This is a genomic window from Cypionkella sinensis, assembly GCF_042646385.1.
Classification (GTDB): domain Bacteria; phylum Pseudomonadota; class Alphaproteobacteria; order Rhodobacterales; family Rhodobacteraceae; genus Cypionkella; species Cypionkella sinensis.
Genome location: NZ_JBHRTO010000001.1, coordinates 2,559,098 through 2,576,810 on the forward strand (window position 1 = coordinate 2,559,098; position 17,713 = coordinate 2,576,810).

15 protein-coding genes are annotated in these 17,713 nt (G+C 62.4%); 1 reads left to right on the top strand and 14 read right to left on the bottom strand.

The window, feature by feature from the left end; all coding sequences use genetic code 11:
- Positions 1-3: 3 nt before the first annotated feature.
- The 4 genes from ACFOGH_RS12875 to ACFOGH_RS12890 form a co-directional block, all read right to left on the bottom strand.
- The gene (locus ACFOGH_RS12875; protein ID WP_380073471.1) at positions 4-882 is read right to left on the bottom strand and encodes a transglutaminase family protein; all 879 of its coding nucleotides are present in this window, start codon (positions 880-882) and stop codon (positions 4-6) included.
- Positions 883-891: 9 nt separating this feature from the next.
- Complete coding sequence (locus ACFOGH_RS12880) at positions 892-3,288, bottom strand: circularly permuted type 2 ATP-grasp protein (RefSeq protein ID WP_380073472.1); 2,397 nt, start codon at positions 3,286-3,288, stop codon at positions 892-894.
- Entirely contained in the window at positions 3,288-6,602 is a 3,315-nt protein-coding gene (locus tag ACFOGH_RS12885; protein WP_380073473.1) for a transglutaminase family protein, read from the bottom strand. The genes ACFOGH_RS12880 and ACFOGH_RS12885 overlap by 1 nt, the downstream gene beginning before the upstream one ends.
- A 133-nt stretch (positions 6,603-6,735) precedes the next feature.
- Complete coding sequence (locus ACFOGH_RS12890) at positions 6,736-7,650, bottom strand: hydrogen peroxide-inducible genes activator (RefSeq protein WP_380073474.1); 915 nt, start codon at positions 7,648-7,650, stop codon at positions 6,736-6,738.
- 126 nt (positions 7,651-7,776) lie between these two features.
- Here ACFOGH_RS12890 and katG point away from each other — a divergent pair, with 126 nt between their 5' ends.
- Positions 7,777-10,005 (top strand): catalase/peroxidase HPI, encoded by a 2,229-nt coding sequence (gene katG, locus ACFOGH_RS12895; RefSeq protein ID WP_380073475.1) that lies wholly within the window; start codon positions 7,777-7,779, stop codon positions 10,003-10,005.
- Positions 10,006-10,092: 87 nt separating this feature from the next.
- Here katG and ACFOGH_RS12900 read toward each other — a convergent pair whose 3' ends face one another.
- The 10 genes from ACFOGH_RS12900 to ACFOGH_RS12945 all read right to left on the bottom strand — a co-directional run bounded on the left by ACFOGH_RS12900 (position 10,093) and on the right by ACFOGH_RS12945 (position 17,679).
- Positions 10,093-10,383 carry an HdeA/HdeB family chaperone gene (locus tag ACFOGH_RS12900; RefSeq protein WP_380073476.1) on the bottom strand — a complete coding sequence of 97 codons (291 nt, stop codon included), beginning with the start codon at positions 10,381-10,383 and terminating at the stop codon, positions 10,093-10,095.
- A gap of 281 nt (positions 10,384-10,664) precedes the next feature.
- Positions 10,665-12,578, bottom strand: a complete 1,914-nt coding sequence (dxs, locus tag ACFOGH_RS12905; RefSeq protein WP_380073477.1) for a 1-deoxy-D-xylulose-5-phosphate synthase — start codon at positions 12,576-12,578, stop codon at positions 10,665-10,667.
- Positions 12,579-12,582: 4 nt separating this feature from the next.
- Positions 12,583-13,452 (bottom strand): polyprenyl synthetase family protein, encoded by an 870-nt coding sequence (locus ACFOGH_RS12910; protein WP_380073478.1) that lies wholly within the window; start codon positions 13,450-13,452, stop codon positions 12,583-12,585.
- Complete coding sequence (locus tag ACFOGH_RS12915; protein WP_380073479.1) at positions 13,449-13,688, bottom strand: exodeoxyribonuclease VII small subunit; 240 nt, start codon at positions 13,686-13,688, stop codon at positions 13,449-13,451. The genes ACFOGH_RS12910 and ACFOGH_RS12915 overlap by 4 nt, the downstream gene beginning before the upstream one ends.
- Complete coding sequence (locus ACFOGH_RS12920; protein ID WP_380073480.1) at positions 13,685-14,611, bottom strand: histone deacetylase family protein; 927 nt, start codon at positions 14,609-14,611, stop codon at positions 13,685-13,687. The genes ACFOGH_RS12915 and ACFOGH_RS12920 overlap by 4 nt, the downstream gene beginning before the upstream one ends.
- 171 nt (positions 14,612-14,782) lie before the next feature.
- Positions 14,783-15,079, bottom strand: a complete 297-nt coding sequence (locus ACFOGH_RS12925; RefSeq protein ID WP_380073481.1) for a PRC-barrel domain-containing protein — start codon at positions 15,077-15,079, stop codon at positions 14,783-14,785.
- A gap of 321 nt (positions 15,080-15,400) precedes the next feature.
- Positions 15,401-15,811 carry a PaaI family thioesterase gene (locus ACFOGH_RS12930; protein ID WP_380073482.1) on the bottom strand — a complete coding sequence of 137 codons (411 nt, stop codon included), beginning with the start codon at positions 15,809-15,811 and terminating at the stop codon, positions 15,401-15,403.
- A gap of 90 nt (positions 15,812-15,901) precedes the next feature.
- Positions 15,902-16,357 (bottom strand): hypothetical protein, encoded by a 456-nt coding sequence (locus ACFOGH_RS12935; RefSeq protein WP_380073483.1) that lies wholly within the window; start codon positions 16,355-16,357, stop codon positions 15,902-15,904.
- 123 nt (positions 16,358-16,480) lie between these two features.
- Positions 16,481-17,182, bottom strand: a complete 702-nt coding sequence (locus ACFOGH_RS12940) for a response regulator (RefSeq protein WP_380073484.1) — start codon at positions 17,180-17,182, stop codon at positions 16,481-16,483.
- Positions 17,179-17,679, bottom strand: coding sequence for a MarR family winged helix-turn-helix transcriptional regulator (locus ACFOGH_RS12945; protein WP_380073485.1), 501 nt, complete (start codon positions 17,677-17,679; stop codon positions 17,179-17,181). Before ACFOGH_RS12945 ends, ACFOGH_RS12940 begins: the two co-directional genes overlap by 4 nt.
- Positions 17,680-17,713 lie beyond the last annotated feature (34 nt).

Here is a 17,713-nt window from a genome sequence, read left to right on the forward strand (position 1 = left end):
GGTCTATCCGGCGAGTGGGATCACATCGACGGCCTGTTTGCTTTTCTGGCCGCCGGAAATCCGCATGGTGCCTTTGATCGGCGACACATCGCTGTAATCGCGCCCGTAGGCGACGACGATATGATCCTCGCCCGCCAGCTTGTCATTCGTCGGATCAAACTCGAGCCAACCGGCCTCTGGCCCACACCACGCCCGCACCCAGGCGTGCATGGCATCGGCACCTTCCAGCCGGGGTTTTCCGGGCGGCGGCAGTGTGCGCAGAAAGCCGCTGACATAGCCCGCCGGGATGCCGATGCCGCGCAGGCAGGCGATCATGATATGGCTGAAATCCTGACACACGCCTTGGCGTTTGGCGAAAGCCTCGGTTGCGGGGGTATCGACGGTGGTGGCTTTGGGGTCGAACTTCATGTGGCGATACAGGGCGCTGCCAACCGCCACGACAGCTTCGGCGACGGTCATACCGGGGTGCAAGGCGCCCAGCGCAAAGGCGGTCATCGCGCGGTCACGTGGAACGCGGACGGAGGTAGAGAGGAAATGCAGCGGCGAATCCGCGCGCAGATTACGCTCGGCTGCCAAGGTTGCGGGGAGGTCCGGCAAGGCGATGGCGTTGCCGGGCAGGCTGGGGGTGATCAGCCGCTCAATCCGCGCCTTCATGGTAAAGGCGACCGAGTCGTGCGGGCCGCGAAAGCTGAACTCTGTGATGCGGTTGCCGAAAAAGTCGATCCGATCCAGCCGCTCTTCGGGGCGCGGCGTGATGTCGAGCAGGCTGGCCTGCACGCGCTGGCCCGGCATATCCAGCGGCATCACACACACCACATGCCGCCCGCCCACCGCCGGGTTGGCATATTGATAGGTAATTTGCAGTTTGATGTCGTAGATCATCGCCGCCCCTTAGTGCATGAACGCAGCGCCAAGGGCGTTGGATAGATCGTAAATCTGGCCGCGCGCCGTCAGCAGCGCCTCGGCATTCAGCGTCTGCACGGTGTGTACGATGACAGAGGTTTGCAGCAGGCGCACCTTACGCTCAAACTCGGTCATCTGGCCATGCGGGCCGGTGCGAGAGAGTTCGTCCACGCATTTGGCGATCACGTCGAGATGGAAGCGCACTGATCGGGGGTTGCATTCATCGAGCGCCAGCAGATCGATGACACTTTCGCGGCTGGTGAACACGGCATAACGCTGGCGGTGGACCATGATGCTGTCGCCGACCTCTATCGCCATATCCAGACCACCGGGCAGCGCGGTGGGGCCTGCCACCGCCGCCAGCAGATCGGTCATCATCGCGGCGCGTTCCAGCGAGCGGCCAATCGACAGAAACTGCCACCCCGCTGCGCGATACATGTTTTCATGCACAAGCCCGGAAAAGCCCGCGATCTTGCGCAGCATCACGCTCATCACCTGTGCGGCGTCGCTGCCGGTTTCGGTGGTTTTGGCGATGCGGGTCATGGATTTCTCCATATCCTGCAGGGCAGACCAGCCATCGACGCTGAAGCGGTCGCGGATTTGGGCGGCGCTGTAAACGGCCGAGCTGAGGGTGCTGAGAACGCCTGCCGGAAAAGCCTCGGTCGCATCGACGCCGTAGGTTTTCAGACGGGCGCGGATGGTGGTCAGCAAGGCAGCATTGCCGGATTCGTTGACCCGACCGTTATAGGCGCGCACCAGACGCAGCAGGCCCTCGGTGCGTTCAACATAGCGGCCAAGCCAGAACAGGTTGTCGGCTGCACGGCTGGGCAAGGGGCCGGGTTGCGCGCGCACGAACGGCGCAGATTGCGGGGCGCGCAGGGTGACGGGTTCAACCGGGGTATCGCTGACCACCCAGACATCGGCGACCGAGCCGCCGTTGCGCATGGAAATCGCAGTCGTATCGGTGCCTGCGCCAATGCGGGCAAAGCCGCCGGGCATCACCTGCCAGCCTGCCGGCGTGCGGGCCAGAAACACCCGCAGCGACATCGGGCGAGGGACAAGCGCGCCGTTTTCATAGAAGGGTGTGGTGGACAGCGTCACCAGTTCCTTGCCGACCAGCCCGCCTGCATTGTCGGTCAGCCAATCGTGCAGGTCGGCATCATCAGCGGCCCCCCGCATCTGGCCGCCTATTGCATGGGGCGCAGATGTTTCAAACGCAATGCGCGTCGCCATCGCGGGGCCGATCAACATGCGGTCGGCATGGGCGCGCACATGCGCCAGTTCGGCGGGCTGGCCACACCACCACGTCGCCACATTGGGGATTTGCAGCTTTTGCCCGGTCAACACTTGCGCGATTTTCGGCAAGAAGGCCATCAGCGCTTGGGTTTCCAGCACACCAACGCCCAAAGCGTTGACCATGGTGACATAGCCCTGACGGACCGCCGACATCAGGCCGGGGGTGCCCAACTGGCTGTCGCCGCGCAATTCCAGGGGATCGGCCCAGATGCCATCCATCCGCCGCCATAGCACATCAACCGGGGCGAGACCTTCGACGGTGCGGACGTGCAGATGGCCGTTTTCGACGGTCAGATCCTCGCCTTCCAGCAGGGCCATGCCGAGATAGCGGGCGATGTAGGCCTGTTCGTAGTAGGTGTCGGTCAAGGGGCCGGGGGTGAGGATACCGATGCGCGACGATGGATCGCTGCGCAGCTTTTCCAGCGCATCGCGAAAGGCGCGGAAGAAGCCGGCAAGGCGGTGGACGTTGGTGGTGCGGTAAAGCTCGGGGAAAACCCGGCTGGCGGCGACACGGTTTTCAAGCGCGAAACCTGCCCCCGAGGGTGCATCGGTGCGATCCGACAGCACCCACCAGCGGCCATCCGGGCCACGACCAATCTCGAACGCCATGAAATGCAGAAAATGCCCCGAGCGCGGTTTGACCCCCACCATGGGCCGCAGCCATTCGGGGTTTTCGGCGATCAAGCTGGCGGGCAGATGGCCGTCGGCCACCAGACGGTTTTCGCCGTAAAGGTCGGCGGCGAGCTGCTCCATCAGGTCGGCGCGTTGGATCAGGCCTTCGGCGATGCCGTGCCATTCGGATTCCGGCAGCAGGATCGGCACGGCGGAAAATGGCCAGTCCCGGCCCACGGCCGATTTGTCGCCATACTTGCGGAAAAACACGCCGGTGTCGGCTAGATGCTGTTCACCGCGCGCGAAGGCGTCTTTCACCTCGGCATCCGACAGGCTGGACATATGCGCCAAAAGCCCAGCCCAGACCGGACGCATCGCGCCTTGCACATCGACGAGTTCATCCGGCACGCCGGGCAGCGGGCGATACCGGGCGAAAAGCTGGGTATCGACCGGCTTGGTTTTCGCCTTGCGTGCCATCAGTGACGGGGGGCGCGGCGCAGGTCGAGGGTCATGGGAAACTCGGGGTGCGGGGTTTCGGATACTGGTTCATACAAGCCCCCAGTATGCCCATGCGGTTCAAACCGGGCAAGCCTGCGGGCCTCGGCCTCGTTGCTGTTGACCGGGAACGTATCATAATTGCGCCCGCCGGGATGGGCGACGTGATAGGTGCAACCGCCCAAAGCGCGGCCCGTCCAAGTGTCATAGACATCAAAGGTCAGCGGCGCGTTGACGGGCAAGACCGGGTGCAGCGCAAGCGGTGGCTGCCACGCCTTGAAGCGGACGGCGGCAACCGAGACCCCAGCCCCCACGATTTGCATCGGCATCTGGCGCTGGTTGCAGGTGACGGTGTAGCGGCCCGGATCGCCGCCGGTCAGTTTGGCTTGCAGTCGTTCCACGGAACTGTCGGTATAACGCACGGTGCCACCGATGGCCCCAGTTTCGCCCATGACGTGCCAAGGCTCCAACGCCTGACGGATTTCCAAGGTGACGCCTTCAAAGGTGGCTTCGCCGCAGAATGGAAAGCGGAACTCGGCTTGGGCCTTGAACCAGTCTGGGTTGAAATCAAAGCCGTGCTGTCGCAGGTCGGCCAGCACATCCAGAAAATCGGCCCAGACGAAATGCGGCAGCATGAAGCGGTCGGCGAGGTTGGTGCCCCAGCGGGTGAGGTTGCCTTTGATCGGGTTGGCCCACATCCGCGCGATCAGGGCGCGGATCAGCAGTTGTTGCGCAAGGCTCATGCGCGGGTTTGGCGGCATCTCAAACCCGCGAAACTCCACCAGACCCAAGCGGCCTGTGGGGCCATCTGGGGAATAGAGCTTGTCGATGCAAATCTCGGCGCGGTGGGTGTTGCCGGTGACGTCCACCAGCAGGTTGCGCAGCAGACGATCTACCAGCCAAGGCGGCGGCGCGGCTCCCTGCCCCGGCACGGGGATTTGGGCCAGCGCAATTTCCAACTCATAGAGCGCGTCCATCCGCGCCTCGTCGATGCGGGGGGCCTGAGAGGTTGGGCCGATGAACAGGCCCGAGAACATATAGGACAGCGATGGATGGCGCTGCCAATGCAGGATCAGGCTGGCGAGCAGATCGGGGCGGCGCAGGAACGGGCTGTCGGCTGGGGTGACGCCGCCCACGACGACATGGTTGCCGCCTCCGGTGCCGGTATGCTTGCCGTCGATCATGAATTTGTCGGCACCAAGGCGGAGTTGCCGGGCCTCTTCATACACCGCTTCGGTGGTGGCCACGGTTTCGGCCCAGTTGTGCGACGGGTGGATATTCACCTCGATCACGCCGGGATCGGGGGCGACGCGGATCACGTTCAGGCGGGGGTCATTCGGCGGGCCGTAGCCTTCGATATGCACCGGCACGCCCAGCTTGGCGGCAGCGGTTTCGGCGGCGGCGACGAGTTCAAGGTAGTCTTCGACCTTTTCCACCGGGGGCATGAACACGCAGAGGCGACCATCGCGCGGCTCGACCGAAATCGCGGTGCGGACGGAACCTGCAAGATCGGAAATCACCTGCTCGCGCCGATCCTGCCCCGGTTCGGCGGCGGTGAAGCTGGCGACGGGTTGGGCCGGTTCGGTGATAGGTTCGGGGGTGAAATCGGGCAACGGGCCGCGGGTGTCAAACGGATCACCGGGGTTCACGTGCGGATAGTCGGCGGGTTTGACATAAGGAAGCGACCCCAGCGGCAGGCGGTAGCCGACCGGGCTGTCGCCCGGCACAAGGAACAGATGGCCGCGCCGCAGCGCCCATTTTTCCGACACCCAGGTTTGCGCGGCACGGCTCTGCCAGCGCTGCACGGGCAGCACGAAGCCGGATGGTTCGGTGAGGCCACGCGAGAACACACGGGCGATACGGTTGCGTTCCTCGGGGTCTTTCAGATGCGAGTTTTCGGGGGTGACGTTTTCCGGCAGATTGCCTTCCTTGACGATCCATTCGGCGGGGTCTTCGAACGCAGGGGTAACGTTTTCGGCGGGCAGACCAAGCGTTTCTGCGATATTTTGCAGCAGGGTGCTGGCCTGCTGTGGCGTCGCCCCTTCCGCCACTTCCGAGGCGATCAGGTCGGGGTTGTGCCAGATCGGCTTGCCATCGCGGCGCCAATACAGGCTGAACGTCCAGCGCGGCAGGGTTTCGCCCGGATACCACTTGCCCTGACCGTAATGCAGGAAACCACCGGGCGCGAATTTGGCTTGCAGGCGGCGGATCAGCGCATCGGCAAACACCCGTTTGGTGGGGCCAACCGCGCCTGTGTTCCATTCCTCGGCCTCAAAATCGTCGATCGACACAAATGTCGGCTCGCCGCCCATGGTCAGCCGCACGTCGCCCGCTGCCAGCGCGGCATCAACCTTGTGACCAAGCTGGTTCAGTTCATTCCAAGCCGTATCCGAGAACGGCATGGTGATGCGGGGATGTTCGGCGGTGCGCGTCACCGTCATGTCAAAGTCGAAATTGACCTCGGCATAGCTGGCCATGCCGGAAATCGGTGCGGCGTTGGAATAATGCGGCGTGGCTGACAGCGGGATATGGCTTTCGCCGGTCAGCAGGCCTGACGTTGGGTCAAGCCCGATCCAGCCAGCACCGGGCAGATAGACCTCGCACCAAGCGTGCAGGTCGGTGAAATCCTTGTCGGTGCCTTGCGGGCCATCCACCGCCACCAGATCGGGCTTCAACTGGATCAGATAGCCCGACACAAACCGCGCCGCAAACCCCAGATGCCGCAGGACGTTGACCAGCAGCCACGAGGTATCGCGGCACGAGCCCAAGGCCAGACCCAAAGTTTCCTCGGGCGTCTGCACGCCGGGTTCCATGCGGATGACATAGCCGATTTCCTGCGCAAGCTGAGCGTTCAGGCCGACGATGAAATCAATGGTGCGCTTGGGTTCGCGCGGCACACGATCCAAGAGGGCCTGCAGCAGGGGGCCGGGGGCGTCGCATTTGCGGTAGATCACCAGATCGTCGGCAATCTCGGCTGGGTATTCGAAGGGCCAGGTCTCGGCACTGGGATCAACAAAGAAATCGAACGGGTTGTAGACGGTCATGTCGGCGGTCAGATCGACCTCGATCTTCAATTCCGTAACCGGATCGGGGAAGACATAGCGGGCCAGCCAGTTGCCGTAGAGATCCTGCTGATAATTCACGAAATGATTGGCAGGCGTCACCTTCAGCGCATGCGACACCACCCGCGTGCGGCTGTGCGGCGCGGGGCGCAGGCGGATGATCTGCGGGCCAAGCGTGACCGGGCGATCATATTTGTAATGGGTCAGGTGGTAGATGCTGGCGAGGATCGACATGATATTTTCTTTCACAGATACAGAGGTTTTTTCACAGCCAGCGGTGATCCTCTAACACTTTGTGCATCACCACGCGGATTAGGCGCAAGTGATGAAGATTTCCGCAGATACCGCCTAAAAAATAAGCATATCGTTAGGTTGCACCCTGCTGGCTGCGCAACGATTGCGCCGAGACCCGCACAAGTTCGGCCACTTGCGCCAGTTGCTTGGCAAGCGGCGAGGTTTTGCGCCAAACCATCCCGACCATCCGCTGCGGCTTCGGATCGCCAAAGCGCGCGACAGACACGGCAGCCGAGCGGGTTTCGACCGCCATCGCCATTTCCGGGATCAGCGTGACGCCAATCCCTGCGCTGACCATCTGCACCAGCGTTGACAGCGAGCTTCCGTCCAGCAACTCGCGCGGCGGGGCGGCGGACATGTTGCAGAACGACAGGGCTTGGTCGCGGAAGCAGTGGCCTTCTTCCAGCAACAACAGCCGCATTTCGCGCAGGCGTTCGCGGCTGGGCACGGGTTTGCCTTCATCCTCGGCGGGGCGGATCAGCACGAAATCTTCGGAAAACAATGGCATTTCTGTCAGTGAGGGTTCCGAGATCGGCAGCGCCACGATGGCGGTATCCAAGCGGCCCTCGGCCAGTTCGGTCAGCAGTTTGGGGGTGACGGTTTCGCGCAACTGCAAATCCAGATCGGCGTTCTGCCGCATCAGATTGCCGATGATCGTGGGCAGCAGGTAGGGCGCGATGGTGGGAATCACCCCGATGCGCAGCCGCCCCGCGAGTCGGCTTTGCGCGGCGCGCGCGATGTCGGCCAACTCATCGACCGAGCGCAGGATATCGCGGACCCGGACGGCAAAAGCCTCGCCAAACCCGGTCAGCCGCACCTGCCGCGCGCCGCGTTCAAACAGGTCGGTGCCAAGGGCTGCCTCCAGTTCCTTGATCTGCATCGACAAAGCCGGTTGCGAGATCGCACAGACCTCTGCCGCGCGGCCAAAGTGGCCGTGGCGGGCCAGCGCCTCAAAGTAGCGGAACTGTTTCAGGGTGAAGTTTATCATCAGCACAAGTTATCGCAACAATCAGTATATTCAACTTAAACTAATGCCACGCTGTTGTTATAGTCTGGTCGGCAGATAGCAAAAGGCCGCGCGCAAGGGCGGGCTTCAGCAGAGTAGGAGACAGCGATGGACGGAAACGATAACGCCAGCGGTGGCAAATGCCCGGTGATGCATGGCGGTGGCAAGCACACCACCCACAAGGCCCGCTCGAACCGCGATTGGTGGCCGAACCAGCTTAACCTGCGGATTTTGCATCAGAACGCACCCAGCGCCAACCCGATGCCGAACGGTTTCGACTATGCCGAAGCGTTCAAGGCGCTGGATCTGGCAGCGGTGAAGCAAGACCTGCACGCGCTGATGACCGACAGCCAGCCGTGGTGGCCGGCCGATTGGGGCCATTACGGCCCGTTCTTCATCCGTATGGCCTGGCACTCGGCTGGGACCTACCGCACTGGCGATGGCCGTGGCGGCGCGGGTTCCGGCACGCAGCGCTTTGCGCCGCTGAATTCCTGGCCGGATAACGTCAGCCTTGATAAGGCCCGCCGCCTGCTGTGGCCGATCAAGCAGAAATACGGCAATGCGATTTCGTGGGCCGACCTGATCGTGCTGACCGGCAACGTCGCGCTGGAATCGATGGGCTTCAAGACCTTTGGTTTCGGCGGCGGACGGGTGGACGTGTGGGAGCCGCCGGAAGATATCTATTGGGGGTCTGAGGACACCTGGCTGGCAGCCTCGAACGATCCAGCCAACAAGAACAGCCGCTACTCGGGCGAGCGTGATCTGGAAAACCCGTTGGCCGCGGTGCAGATGGGCCTGATTTACGTGAACCCGGAAGGCCCGGATGGCGTGGCCGATCCGGTGGCCTCTGGCCGCGACATTCGCGAAACCTTTGGCCGCATGGCGATGGATGACGAAGAAACCGTCGCACTGGTGGCAGGCGGGCATACCTTTGGTAAGGCCCATGGCGCGGGCGATCCGGCTTTGGTCGGCGCAGACCCGGAAGGCGCACCGATGGCGCAGCAGGGGTTGGGCTGGAGCAATGGGTTCGAATCCGGGATCGGCATTCACACCACCAGCAGCGGCATCGAGGGCGCGTGGAAACCGAATCCGACCACTTGGGACAACGGCTATTTCAAAGTGCTGTTCAAATATGAGTGGGAGCTGACCAAAAGCCCCGCTGGCGCGCAAATCTTCCTCGCCAAAGATGTTGCCCCCGAGGATATGATCCCCGATGCGCATGATCCGTCGATCAAGCACCGCCCAATGATGACCACGGCGGACCTTGCGATGCGGTTTGACCCGATCTACGGCCCGATCTCGCGCCGTTTCCACGACGATCAGGCGGCGTTTGCCGACGCCTTTGCGCGGGCTTGGTTCAAACTGACCCACCGCGATATGGGGCCGAAAGTGCTGTATCTGGGGCCGGAAGTGCCTGCCGAAGATCTGATCTGGCAAGATCCGGTGCCGGAGGCCACTGGCACGCCGATTGATGCGGCGGATGTGGCAGCACTGAAGGCGCAGATCCTCGGTTCGGGCCTGAATGTTTCGGAACTGGTGGCAGTGGCTTGGGCTTCGGCCTCGACCTTCCGGGGTTCGGACAAGCGCGGCGGCGCGAATGGGGCGCGTATCCGTCTCGCACCGCAGAAAGACTGGGCGGTGAACGAGCCTGCGCAACTGGCCAAGGTGCTGGCGGTGCTGGAAGGGATTCAGACCTCGTTCAACGCGGCCTCGGGCAAATCCGTGTCGCTGGCCGATCTGATCGTGCTGGGCGGCTCAGCTGCGGTGGAGAATGCCGCTGCCGCGGCGGGCACCCCGGTGTCGGTGCCCTTCGCGCCGGGTCGCACCGATGCCAGCCAAGAGCAGACCGATGTGGAAAGCTTTGCCGTGCTGGAGCCGGTTGTGGATGGGTTCCGCAATTTCGCAAAGACGCAGTATTCGGTTTCGGCAGAAGAACTGCTGTTGGACCGCGCGCAATTGCTGACCCTGACCGGGCCGGAAATGACCGCGCTGGTCGGCGGCTTGCGGGTGCTGGATGCCAATACCGGCCGTTCGCAGCACGGCGTGTTCACCAAGCGCCCCGGCGTGCTGAGCAACGATTTCTTCGTCAACCTCTTGGATATGGGCACGGTCTGGTCGGCCACTTCGGCAGCCGAGACCGAGTTTGAAGGCCGGGATCGCGCGACGGGGGCGTTGAAATGGACCGCGACGCGCAATGATCTGGTGTTCGGATCAAACTCGCAACTGCGCGCCTTGGCCGAGGTTTATGGCCAAAGCGACGGTCAGGCAGCGTTCGTGCGCGACTTTGCGAAGGCTTGGGTCAAGGTGATGAACGCGGATCGGTTTGATCTGGCGTAAGCGCATCTGAACAAACGAAAACGCGCGTGGGTTTGTCCCGCGCGCGTTTTTATTTGCTTGTCCTCGCAAGGACAGGCGGTTGCAGCCTTACATCTTCAAGGCGTCGATGACTTTGCCGTCGGGATGCGCCTTGCAGGCATCAGCCGCTGCGGTCGCCATATCGGCATCGCTGAGCGCGCTGTATTTGGTGTTCATCGCGGCGTCATCCTTCAGCGATTCCTTCATCGCGATTCCCACGGCAGTCATGTTCTGCATGTCCATCAACGAGAAGTCGTTGCAGGTGACGGTCGAAGGGTCAACTTTGATGTCGCCTTCGGTTTGGGCGAAAGCCGGAACGGCCAGCAGGGCAACGGCTGCGAATGCGTAGGTGATTTTCATCGGTCTATCCTCCTCTAGGCCCGCATTGTCGCGGGGTTCAATGGAGGTAAGGCCACGTGACGAGACTGCTAGAGATGAAAGCCCGATTATGCCTGTGCGCCCAAGGCACCAGCAAAACCGCGCCAAAATGCCAGTGCCGCTGCGCAGGATAGCGCCCAAATCACACCGCTGGCCTGGTTGCGGGCATTTTGTTCTCTGATCGCGTGCAACGGAAGTGATCGGGCCGCGTTAGCACGATCAGTCTTGGAAAAAATTGCTAAAAGGGTGTGTTGCGCTGCCTGTCACGCCCGTTTGCCCACCACCGCCACGCCCAGAACCTCCAGCACTTTCGCCTCGATATGGGCCGCATCCATGCCTGCGCTGCGATACATCGCCTCGGGGCTGGCGTGGTCGATGAAGGTGTCGGGCAGCACCATCGAGCGGAATTTCAGGCCGTGGTCGAACACCGCTTCATCGGCCAGCAGTTGCGCGACGTGAGAGCCAAAGCCGCCGATGGCGCCTTCTTCGATGGTGATCAGGGCCTCGTGATTTCTGGCCAGATCAAGGATCAGGTCGCGGTCCAAGGGTTTGGCAAAGCGCGCATCGGCGATGGTGGGGGTCAGGCCCTTTGCGGTAAGGCTTTCGGCGGCTTTCTGCACCTCGGACAGGCGGGTGCCGAAGGACAAGAGGGCCACGCGCTTGCCTTGCTGGATCATCCGGCCTTTGCCGATTTCCAGCGGGACGCCACGGGCGGGCATCTCCACCCCGGTGCCTTCGCCGCGCGGATAGCGGAAGGCGATGGGGCCGGAATTATGGGCGGCCGCGGTGGCAACCATGTGGACGAGTTCGGCCTCATCCGCGGCGGCCATCACAACGAAACCGGGCAGGTTTGAGAGGAAGGCCACGTCGAAAGAGCCGGCATGGGTGGCTCCATCCGCCCCCACCAGCCCTGCGCGGTCGATGGCAAAGCGGACGGGCAGGCGCTGGATCGCCACGTCATGCACCACCTGATCATAGCCACGTTGCAGGAAGGTGGAGTAGATCGTGCAGAACGGCTTCATCCCACCCGCAGCAAGGCCCGCCGAGAAGGTGACGGCGTGTTGCTCGGCAATGCCCACGTCAAACGTGCGTTTCGGGAAGCGTGCAGCGAACAGATCCAGCCCGGTGCCATCGGGCATCGCGGCGGTGATGGCGACGATTTTGTCGTCGGTTTCGGCTTCCCGGATCAGGCTTTGCGCGAAAACCTTGGTGTAGCTCGGCGCGTTCGAGGCGGCTTTCTGCTGCACGCCGGTCAGCACATCGAATTTTCCGGTGGCATGGCCTTTGTCGCGGGCAGCCTCGGCGGGGGCGTAGCCTTTGCCCTTTTTCGTCAGCACATGGATCAGCATCGGCCCGGTGGCGCGGGCTTGGGCGGTGCGCAGGACGGGCAGCAACTGGTCAAGGTCGTGGCCGTCGATGGGGCCGACGTAGGAAAAGCCGAGTTCTTCGAACAGGGTGCCGCCCACCGCCATGCCTTTGAGCATTTCCTTGGCACGACGGGCACCTTCCTGAAAGGGTTCCGGCAGCAGGGAAACCATGCCTTTGGCGGCGGATTTCAGATCCTGAAACGGCTCGCCAGCATACATGCGGGACAGGTAGGCAGACAGCGCGCCCACGGGCGGGGCGATCGACATTTCATTGTCGTTCAGAATAACGAACAGGCGCTTTTTCAGATGGCCTGCGTTGTTCATCGCCTCAAACGCCATGCCTGCCGACATGGAGCCATCGCCGATCACCGCGACCGCATCGCCGGGATCGCCGCCCAATTCCGCCGCCATCGCAAAGCCCAAAGCCGCCGAGATCGAGGTAGAGGAATGTGCCGCGCCAAACGGATCATAGGGCGACTCGCTGCGCTTGGTGAAACCCGACAGGCCGTTTTCGGTGCGCAAGGTGCGGATGCGGTCACGCCGCCCGGTCAGGATCTTATGCGGATAGCATTGGTGGCCAACGTCCCAGATGATCTTGTCGCGCGGCGCATGGAAGGTGGCGTGCAACGCGACGGTCAGTTCTACCACGCCCAGACCCGCGCCCAGATGGCCGCCCGTCACCGACACCGCCGAGATGGTTTCAGCGCGCAATTCATCGGCGAGTTGCTTCAACTCGCGGTCCGACAAAGCCTTCATATCGGCGGGCAGATGCACGCGATCCAGCAGCGGGGTCTTGGGGCGTTCGGACATGGCTTCAGCTTTCCCGCGCGATGGTGAAACGCGCGCAGTCGATCAGGTTTTGCGCCGATGCGCCGTAGGGCAACAGATGGTCGCAGGCTTCATCAATCAGCCATTTGGCCCGTGCGCGGGCGGCATCCAGACCCAGCAGCGACACAAAGGTGGCTTTCCCGGCGTCGGCGTCTTTCTGCAGGCGCTTTCCGGCTTTGGCGGCATCGCCGGTGACATCGAGAATGTCATCAGCAATCTGGAAAGCAAGCCCAAGGGCAGCCGCATAGGCGCGCAACGGGCGCGGGTTTTGCTCTGCCAGAATGGCCCCGGATTCGGCGGCAAAGCCGATCAGCGCCCCGGTCTTTCCGGCTTGCAGCGCGGTGATTTCTTCCAGCGTCAACGGCGTGCCTGCGGACTCAGCCGCAATATCCAGCGCCTGCCCCAGCACCATGCCAGCGGCGCCAGAAGCTTTGGCAAGCCCCGCCACCAGTTTCAACCTGATCTCGGCACTGCCCAGCGCAGGATCGGTCAAAAGTTCAAAGGCAAGCGTTTGAAGTGCATCGCCCGCCAGAATGGCGGTCGCCTCATCCCAGCGGATATGCAAGGTCGGCTGACCCCGACGCAAGGAATCATCATCCATCGCGGGCAGATCATCATGCACAAGGCTATAGGCGTGCAAAGCCTCTACCGCGGCGGCAGCAGAAACCGAAACAGCGGGTGCCACGCCCAACATGCGGGCGGATTCCAGCACCAGAAAACCGCGCAAGCGCTTGCCGCCGGTGGTGGCATAGGCCATGGCGCGTGTCACGGGTTGGTCGGGCAGGCTGGCAAAGGCGGCGTCCAGACGGGTCTGGATCAGGCTGGCATCTGCGGCGAGAAGGGCGGGAAAGCTCACATCCCCTCCACCGGGGTGGTGCCCGTGGCGCGGCCTTCGGCGGCGCGGATCAGTTCGACCTTTTCTTCGGCCGATTTCAGCTTGGCCGCACAATGGGCTTTCAGCGCCGCCCCGCGTTCGTAAAGCGCGATGCTTTGTTCCAGCGCGACCTCGCCACGCTCCAGTTGCGTGACCACGGATTCAAGCGCAGCCATGGCTTCTTCGAACGACATCTCTGTCACGGCTTTATCGGTCATCGGCCACGCTCCTGCAAAACGGCGACATGCGCGCGAACCGAAGCGGTCAGCGCGGGCAGATCATAACCGCCCTCAAGACAGGATACCACCCGGCCCGCGCAATGCGCATCGGCCAGATCGCAAATCCGCTGCGTTATCCAGGCGAAATCCTCGGCCTGCCATTCCAGCCCCGCCAGCGGATCGGCCTGATGCGCGTCAAAACCTGCCGAGATCAGGATCAGATCAGGTTTCCAATCGGCAATGCGTGGAAAGATCAGGCTTTCATAAGCCTCTCGCATCACGCCACCGCCCGAGCCTTCGGCCAGAGGTACGTTCAGGACCTGGCCATGCGCACCTTTCTCTGCAGGGCTGCCGGTGCCGGGATATAGCGGCATCTGATGGCTGGAGCAGAACAAAGCACGTGGCTCATTCCACAATAGATCCTGTGTGCCGTTGCCATGATGCACATCGAAATCGACCACGGCCACCCGCGGCAGGTTGTGATGGTGCAAAGCCCGCAGTGCCGCGATCGCCACGGTGCCCAGCAGGCAAAACCCCATCGCCGTTTCGGTTTCGGCGTGATGGCCGGGCGGGCGCGCGGCAAGAAAGGCATTGCGCGCCTCGCCCGCAACTACAGCATCCACCGCCGCGCACGCCCCACCCACCGCATGTAGCGCCGCCGTAACCGATCCCGGCGAAAGCCATGTGTCGGGGTCCAACTGCACCCAACCGCTTGCGGTCGAGGTGGCGCGCAGCTTTGCCAGATAGCGCGCCGGATGGGCGCGTAAAATGTCGTCATCCCCTGCCAAAGGCGCGGCACGATGCGTTACATCCAGCCCCTTTAGCCCTGCCTGCACAGCAGCATAGCGCGCCACCTGCTCGGGGTGGCCGGGCGGCGTCAGGTGATGTTCAGATTGTGGAGCGCTGATAACAAGGGTGGTCACGGGATCGGCCTTTTGAGTTCTGGCCGAAATGGTAGTGCAGCGGGGCGGAAATCAAAACTGTTGATTGCACCGAGCCTTCTTCAAGCCCCGCGGCAAAAAGCCCGGACTTACCTGCGGTAACTCCGGGCCATGGGTTTTGCGTCAGCGGGCGCGCGCAAGTCACGCATGTGATCAGTGATGATGCTCTGGCAGCGCCTTCAGCTGATCCTTGGTCCACGACGTCACGCCATGCACCTCGCCATTTTCGTCGCGCATCAGGTTCAGCTGATCAACGCTGACCAGCACCGGCTTTTCGCCAAGCCCCAGAAAGCCACCGACATCGATCACAACATCTGTGACGGCACCGCTACCATGCACATGCGAGATTGTGCCGATCTTGCTGTCATCCACGCCGTAGATCGGGGCATCCTGCAGATTGGCGCCGGTCAGTTCTGCGTGTGTCAGCGGGGTATGTTTGCTGTGGTCCATTTCATCCTCCGGGGGCTGTGGGTCGTTTGGATGAAAGCGCCATCTGCAAACGGGACAGAAGCTCGACTGCCGTTGCGTTGGCCAAGGCGGGAAATCAGGAAAACCGCCGTGTTCTTCTTACCGTTGTGCCTGATTGACATGCAGACAGCGCTTTCACTGCGAAAACCCGCCGCACTGGCGCTGGTTCCGGCTGTTGCCTGAGAGATTGGCCTTAGGCGGGCAGACGCCGAAACACGTCGCAGTGCGGGCGGTTTCTGACCGACGCCATTGGGAAACAAAGTTTTTGCGCAATTCGCCTGGGCCGAACGCCGCGGCGAACGCTTAGAACCGCGGATCGCGCAGCACGATCTGGGTCTGTGTCACCATTGCCGCCATCTTGCCATCGCTGCGGGTCAGCGTGGTTTGCCAAACCATCGTCTGCCGCCCGCCATGCAAGCGCACGCTGAGACCATGCACCAGATCGCCCGCAGGGATGGCGCGGAAGAAGTTGGTTTTACTTTCAACCGTCGTAGTGCTTTCGGTGGGCCCTATATTCATCTGCGCACCCATGCCGCCCAGATGATCGGCCATGGCCATGATGGCCCCGCCGTGCAGGGTGCCGTTGCGGTTGATCAACTGCGCCGAGGCAATCATTTCGCCCTCCACCCGGTCTGCCTGCGCCGACAGGATGCGCAAGCCAAGGTGATGACAAAAGGGGGGCTGGTCGTCCAGCAAGGCGGGGTCGGTGGGCATCAAACACTCGGCTTTGGCAGGGGCAGCATCGCGCGGTTGGGCGTGGATAAGGGGGTCCGGGGGGTGGAAGCCCCCCGGCTTGGCAAAGGGTCAGCCCTTTTCCTGCTCTTCTTGGCAGGCGATCGTCTCATTGATGGCTTCATCGCTGCCCGACAGGTCAATCGACATCACATCCGCTCCCTCGTTTTGCAACGTCATGGTGTTCTTCGCCGCCAGATCGGTCAGGAAGTCGACGCTGTCGAACGTCACCAACACGCCCGGCAGATCATCCAGATGCAGGCCCTTGGCGTTGCCGTCATATTTCTGATCATCCAGCATGAAGCTGATCGGATAGTCGGTGCCGTCGGTAATGTCGCCCCAAGCGGTGTTGGCGGCGATCACATAGCCGTTGCCTGCGGTGCGATCAAAGCCGATGCGGACATGGCTGCCGTCTTCGAAATCAGAAGACAGCAAGCAGCCGTTGCCCATCGTCGGGTCAACCTGAACATCCCAGCCACCGGCTTCGGAATAGGGCACAAGGTCTTGAGCCACAGCTGCGGTGGACATCAGGGCAAGGCCGCAAGCAGCGGCGCATTTCAGCAAAGTCATGGTCTCTCCCATAGGGTTGTTGTTTGGCCAAACTGGCGGGCAATCGTTAATATTATGTCGCTGCGATCCATCGTTCAGGGATCAGTCGGTTTGCAACATATACCCCTCGCCGCGCACCGTTTGCAGATAACGCGGCACTTTCGGATCATCCTCAATCTTGCGCCGCAGGCGGGTGATCTGCACATCCACCGCGCGTTCCTGCCCCGCGCTGTCTTCGCGCGGCATATCGCCCACCAGCTTTTCACGCGAAAGCGCGGTGCCCGGTTGCGCCGAGAAGATCCGCATCAGCGCTGCCTCGGTTGAGGTCAGCCGAATCAGGTCCTGCCCGCGCCACAACTCACCCCGATCCATGTCATAGCGCACCGGCCCCATGTGCAGCACTTTCGGCGCGGGGCTGTCGGGCTTGACACTGGGGACACGGCGCAAAATTGCGTTGATGCGCAACAGCAGTTCCTTCGGCTCGAACGGCTTGATCAGATAGTCATCCGCTCCGGCCTCGAAGCCCTCAATCCGGTTGGCGGTTTCGCCCTTGGCTGTCAGCAGCAGGATCGGCACGCTCAGGCTGGCGCGCAACGCCCGGGTCAGGCTGATGCCATCCTCGCCGGGCATCATCACGTCCAGCACCAGCATGTCAAACTCCAGCCCAGCCAGCAGACGCCGCGCCTGAGCCGCATCACGCGCCACAGATACCAGAAAACCGTTGCGGATCAGGAATTTCTGCAACAGGCCGCGGATGCGTTCATCATCGTCAACGACCAGCAGGTGCGCAGGTAATTCAGTCATGTGCTGCCCTCTTTCAGCCCTTGATACTGACGGCGTTGCTCGGCGTCCATCATTGCTTCAAGCACGGTGCGAAAGCCCTGCACGGCACTTGGGCCAGCGGCGCGATAGGCCGCCCGCATCCGGGCGCGCTGGGCATCCGACAAGGCGCGTTCCAGCGCATGCCCCTTTTCTGTCAGATACAAATGACGCTCGCGTTTGTCCTGCTTGCCGACACGCGCCTCGACAAGGCCATCGTCAAACAATGTCCGCAACACCCGGTTCAGCGATTGCTTGGTGACACCCAGAATGGTCAGCAGATTGCCCACCGTGGTGCCCGGAGAACGGTTAATGAAATGCACGGCGCGGTGATGCGCGCGCCCATAATCCATATCGGCAAGAATACGGTCTGGATCGGCAGTAAAGCCGCGATAGGCAAAGAACATCGCCTCGATGCCCTTGCGCAGGTTCTCGTCCGTCAGGAACAGCAGGCTTTCGCCGTGGGTGCTTGGTTCGGCCATGGAAGTCTCCTCGGCGCGCAAGATACGTCAGCCT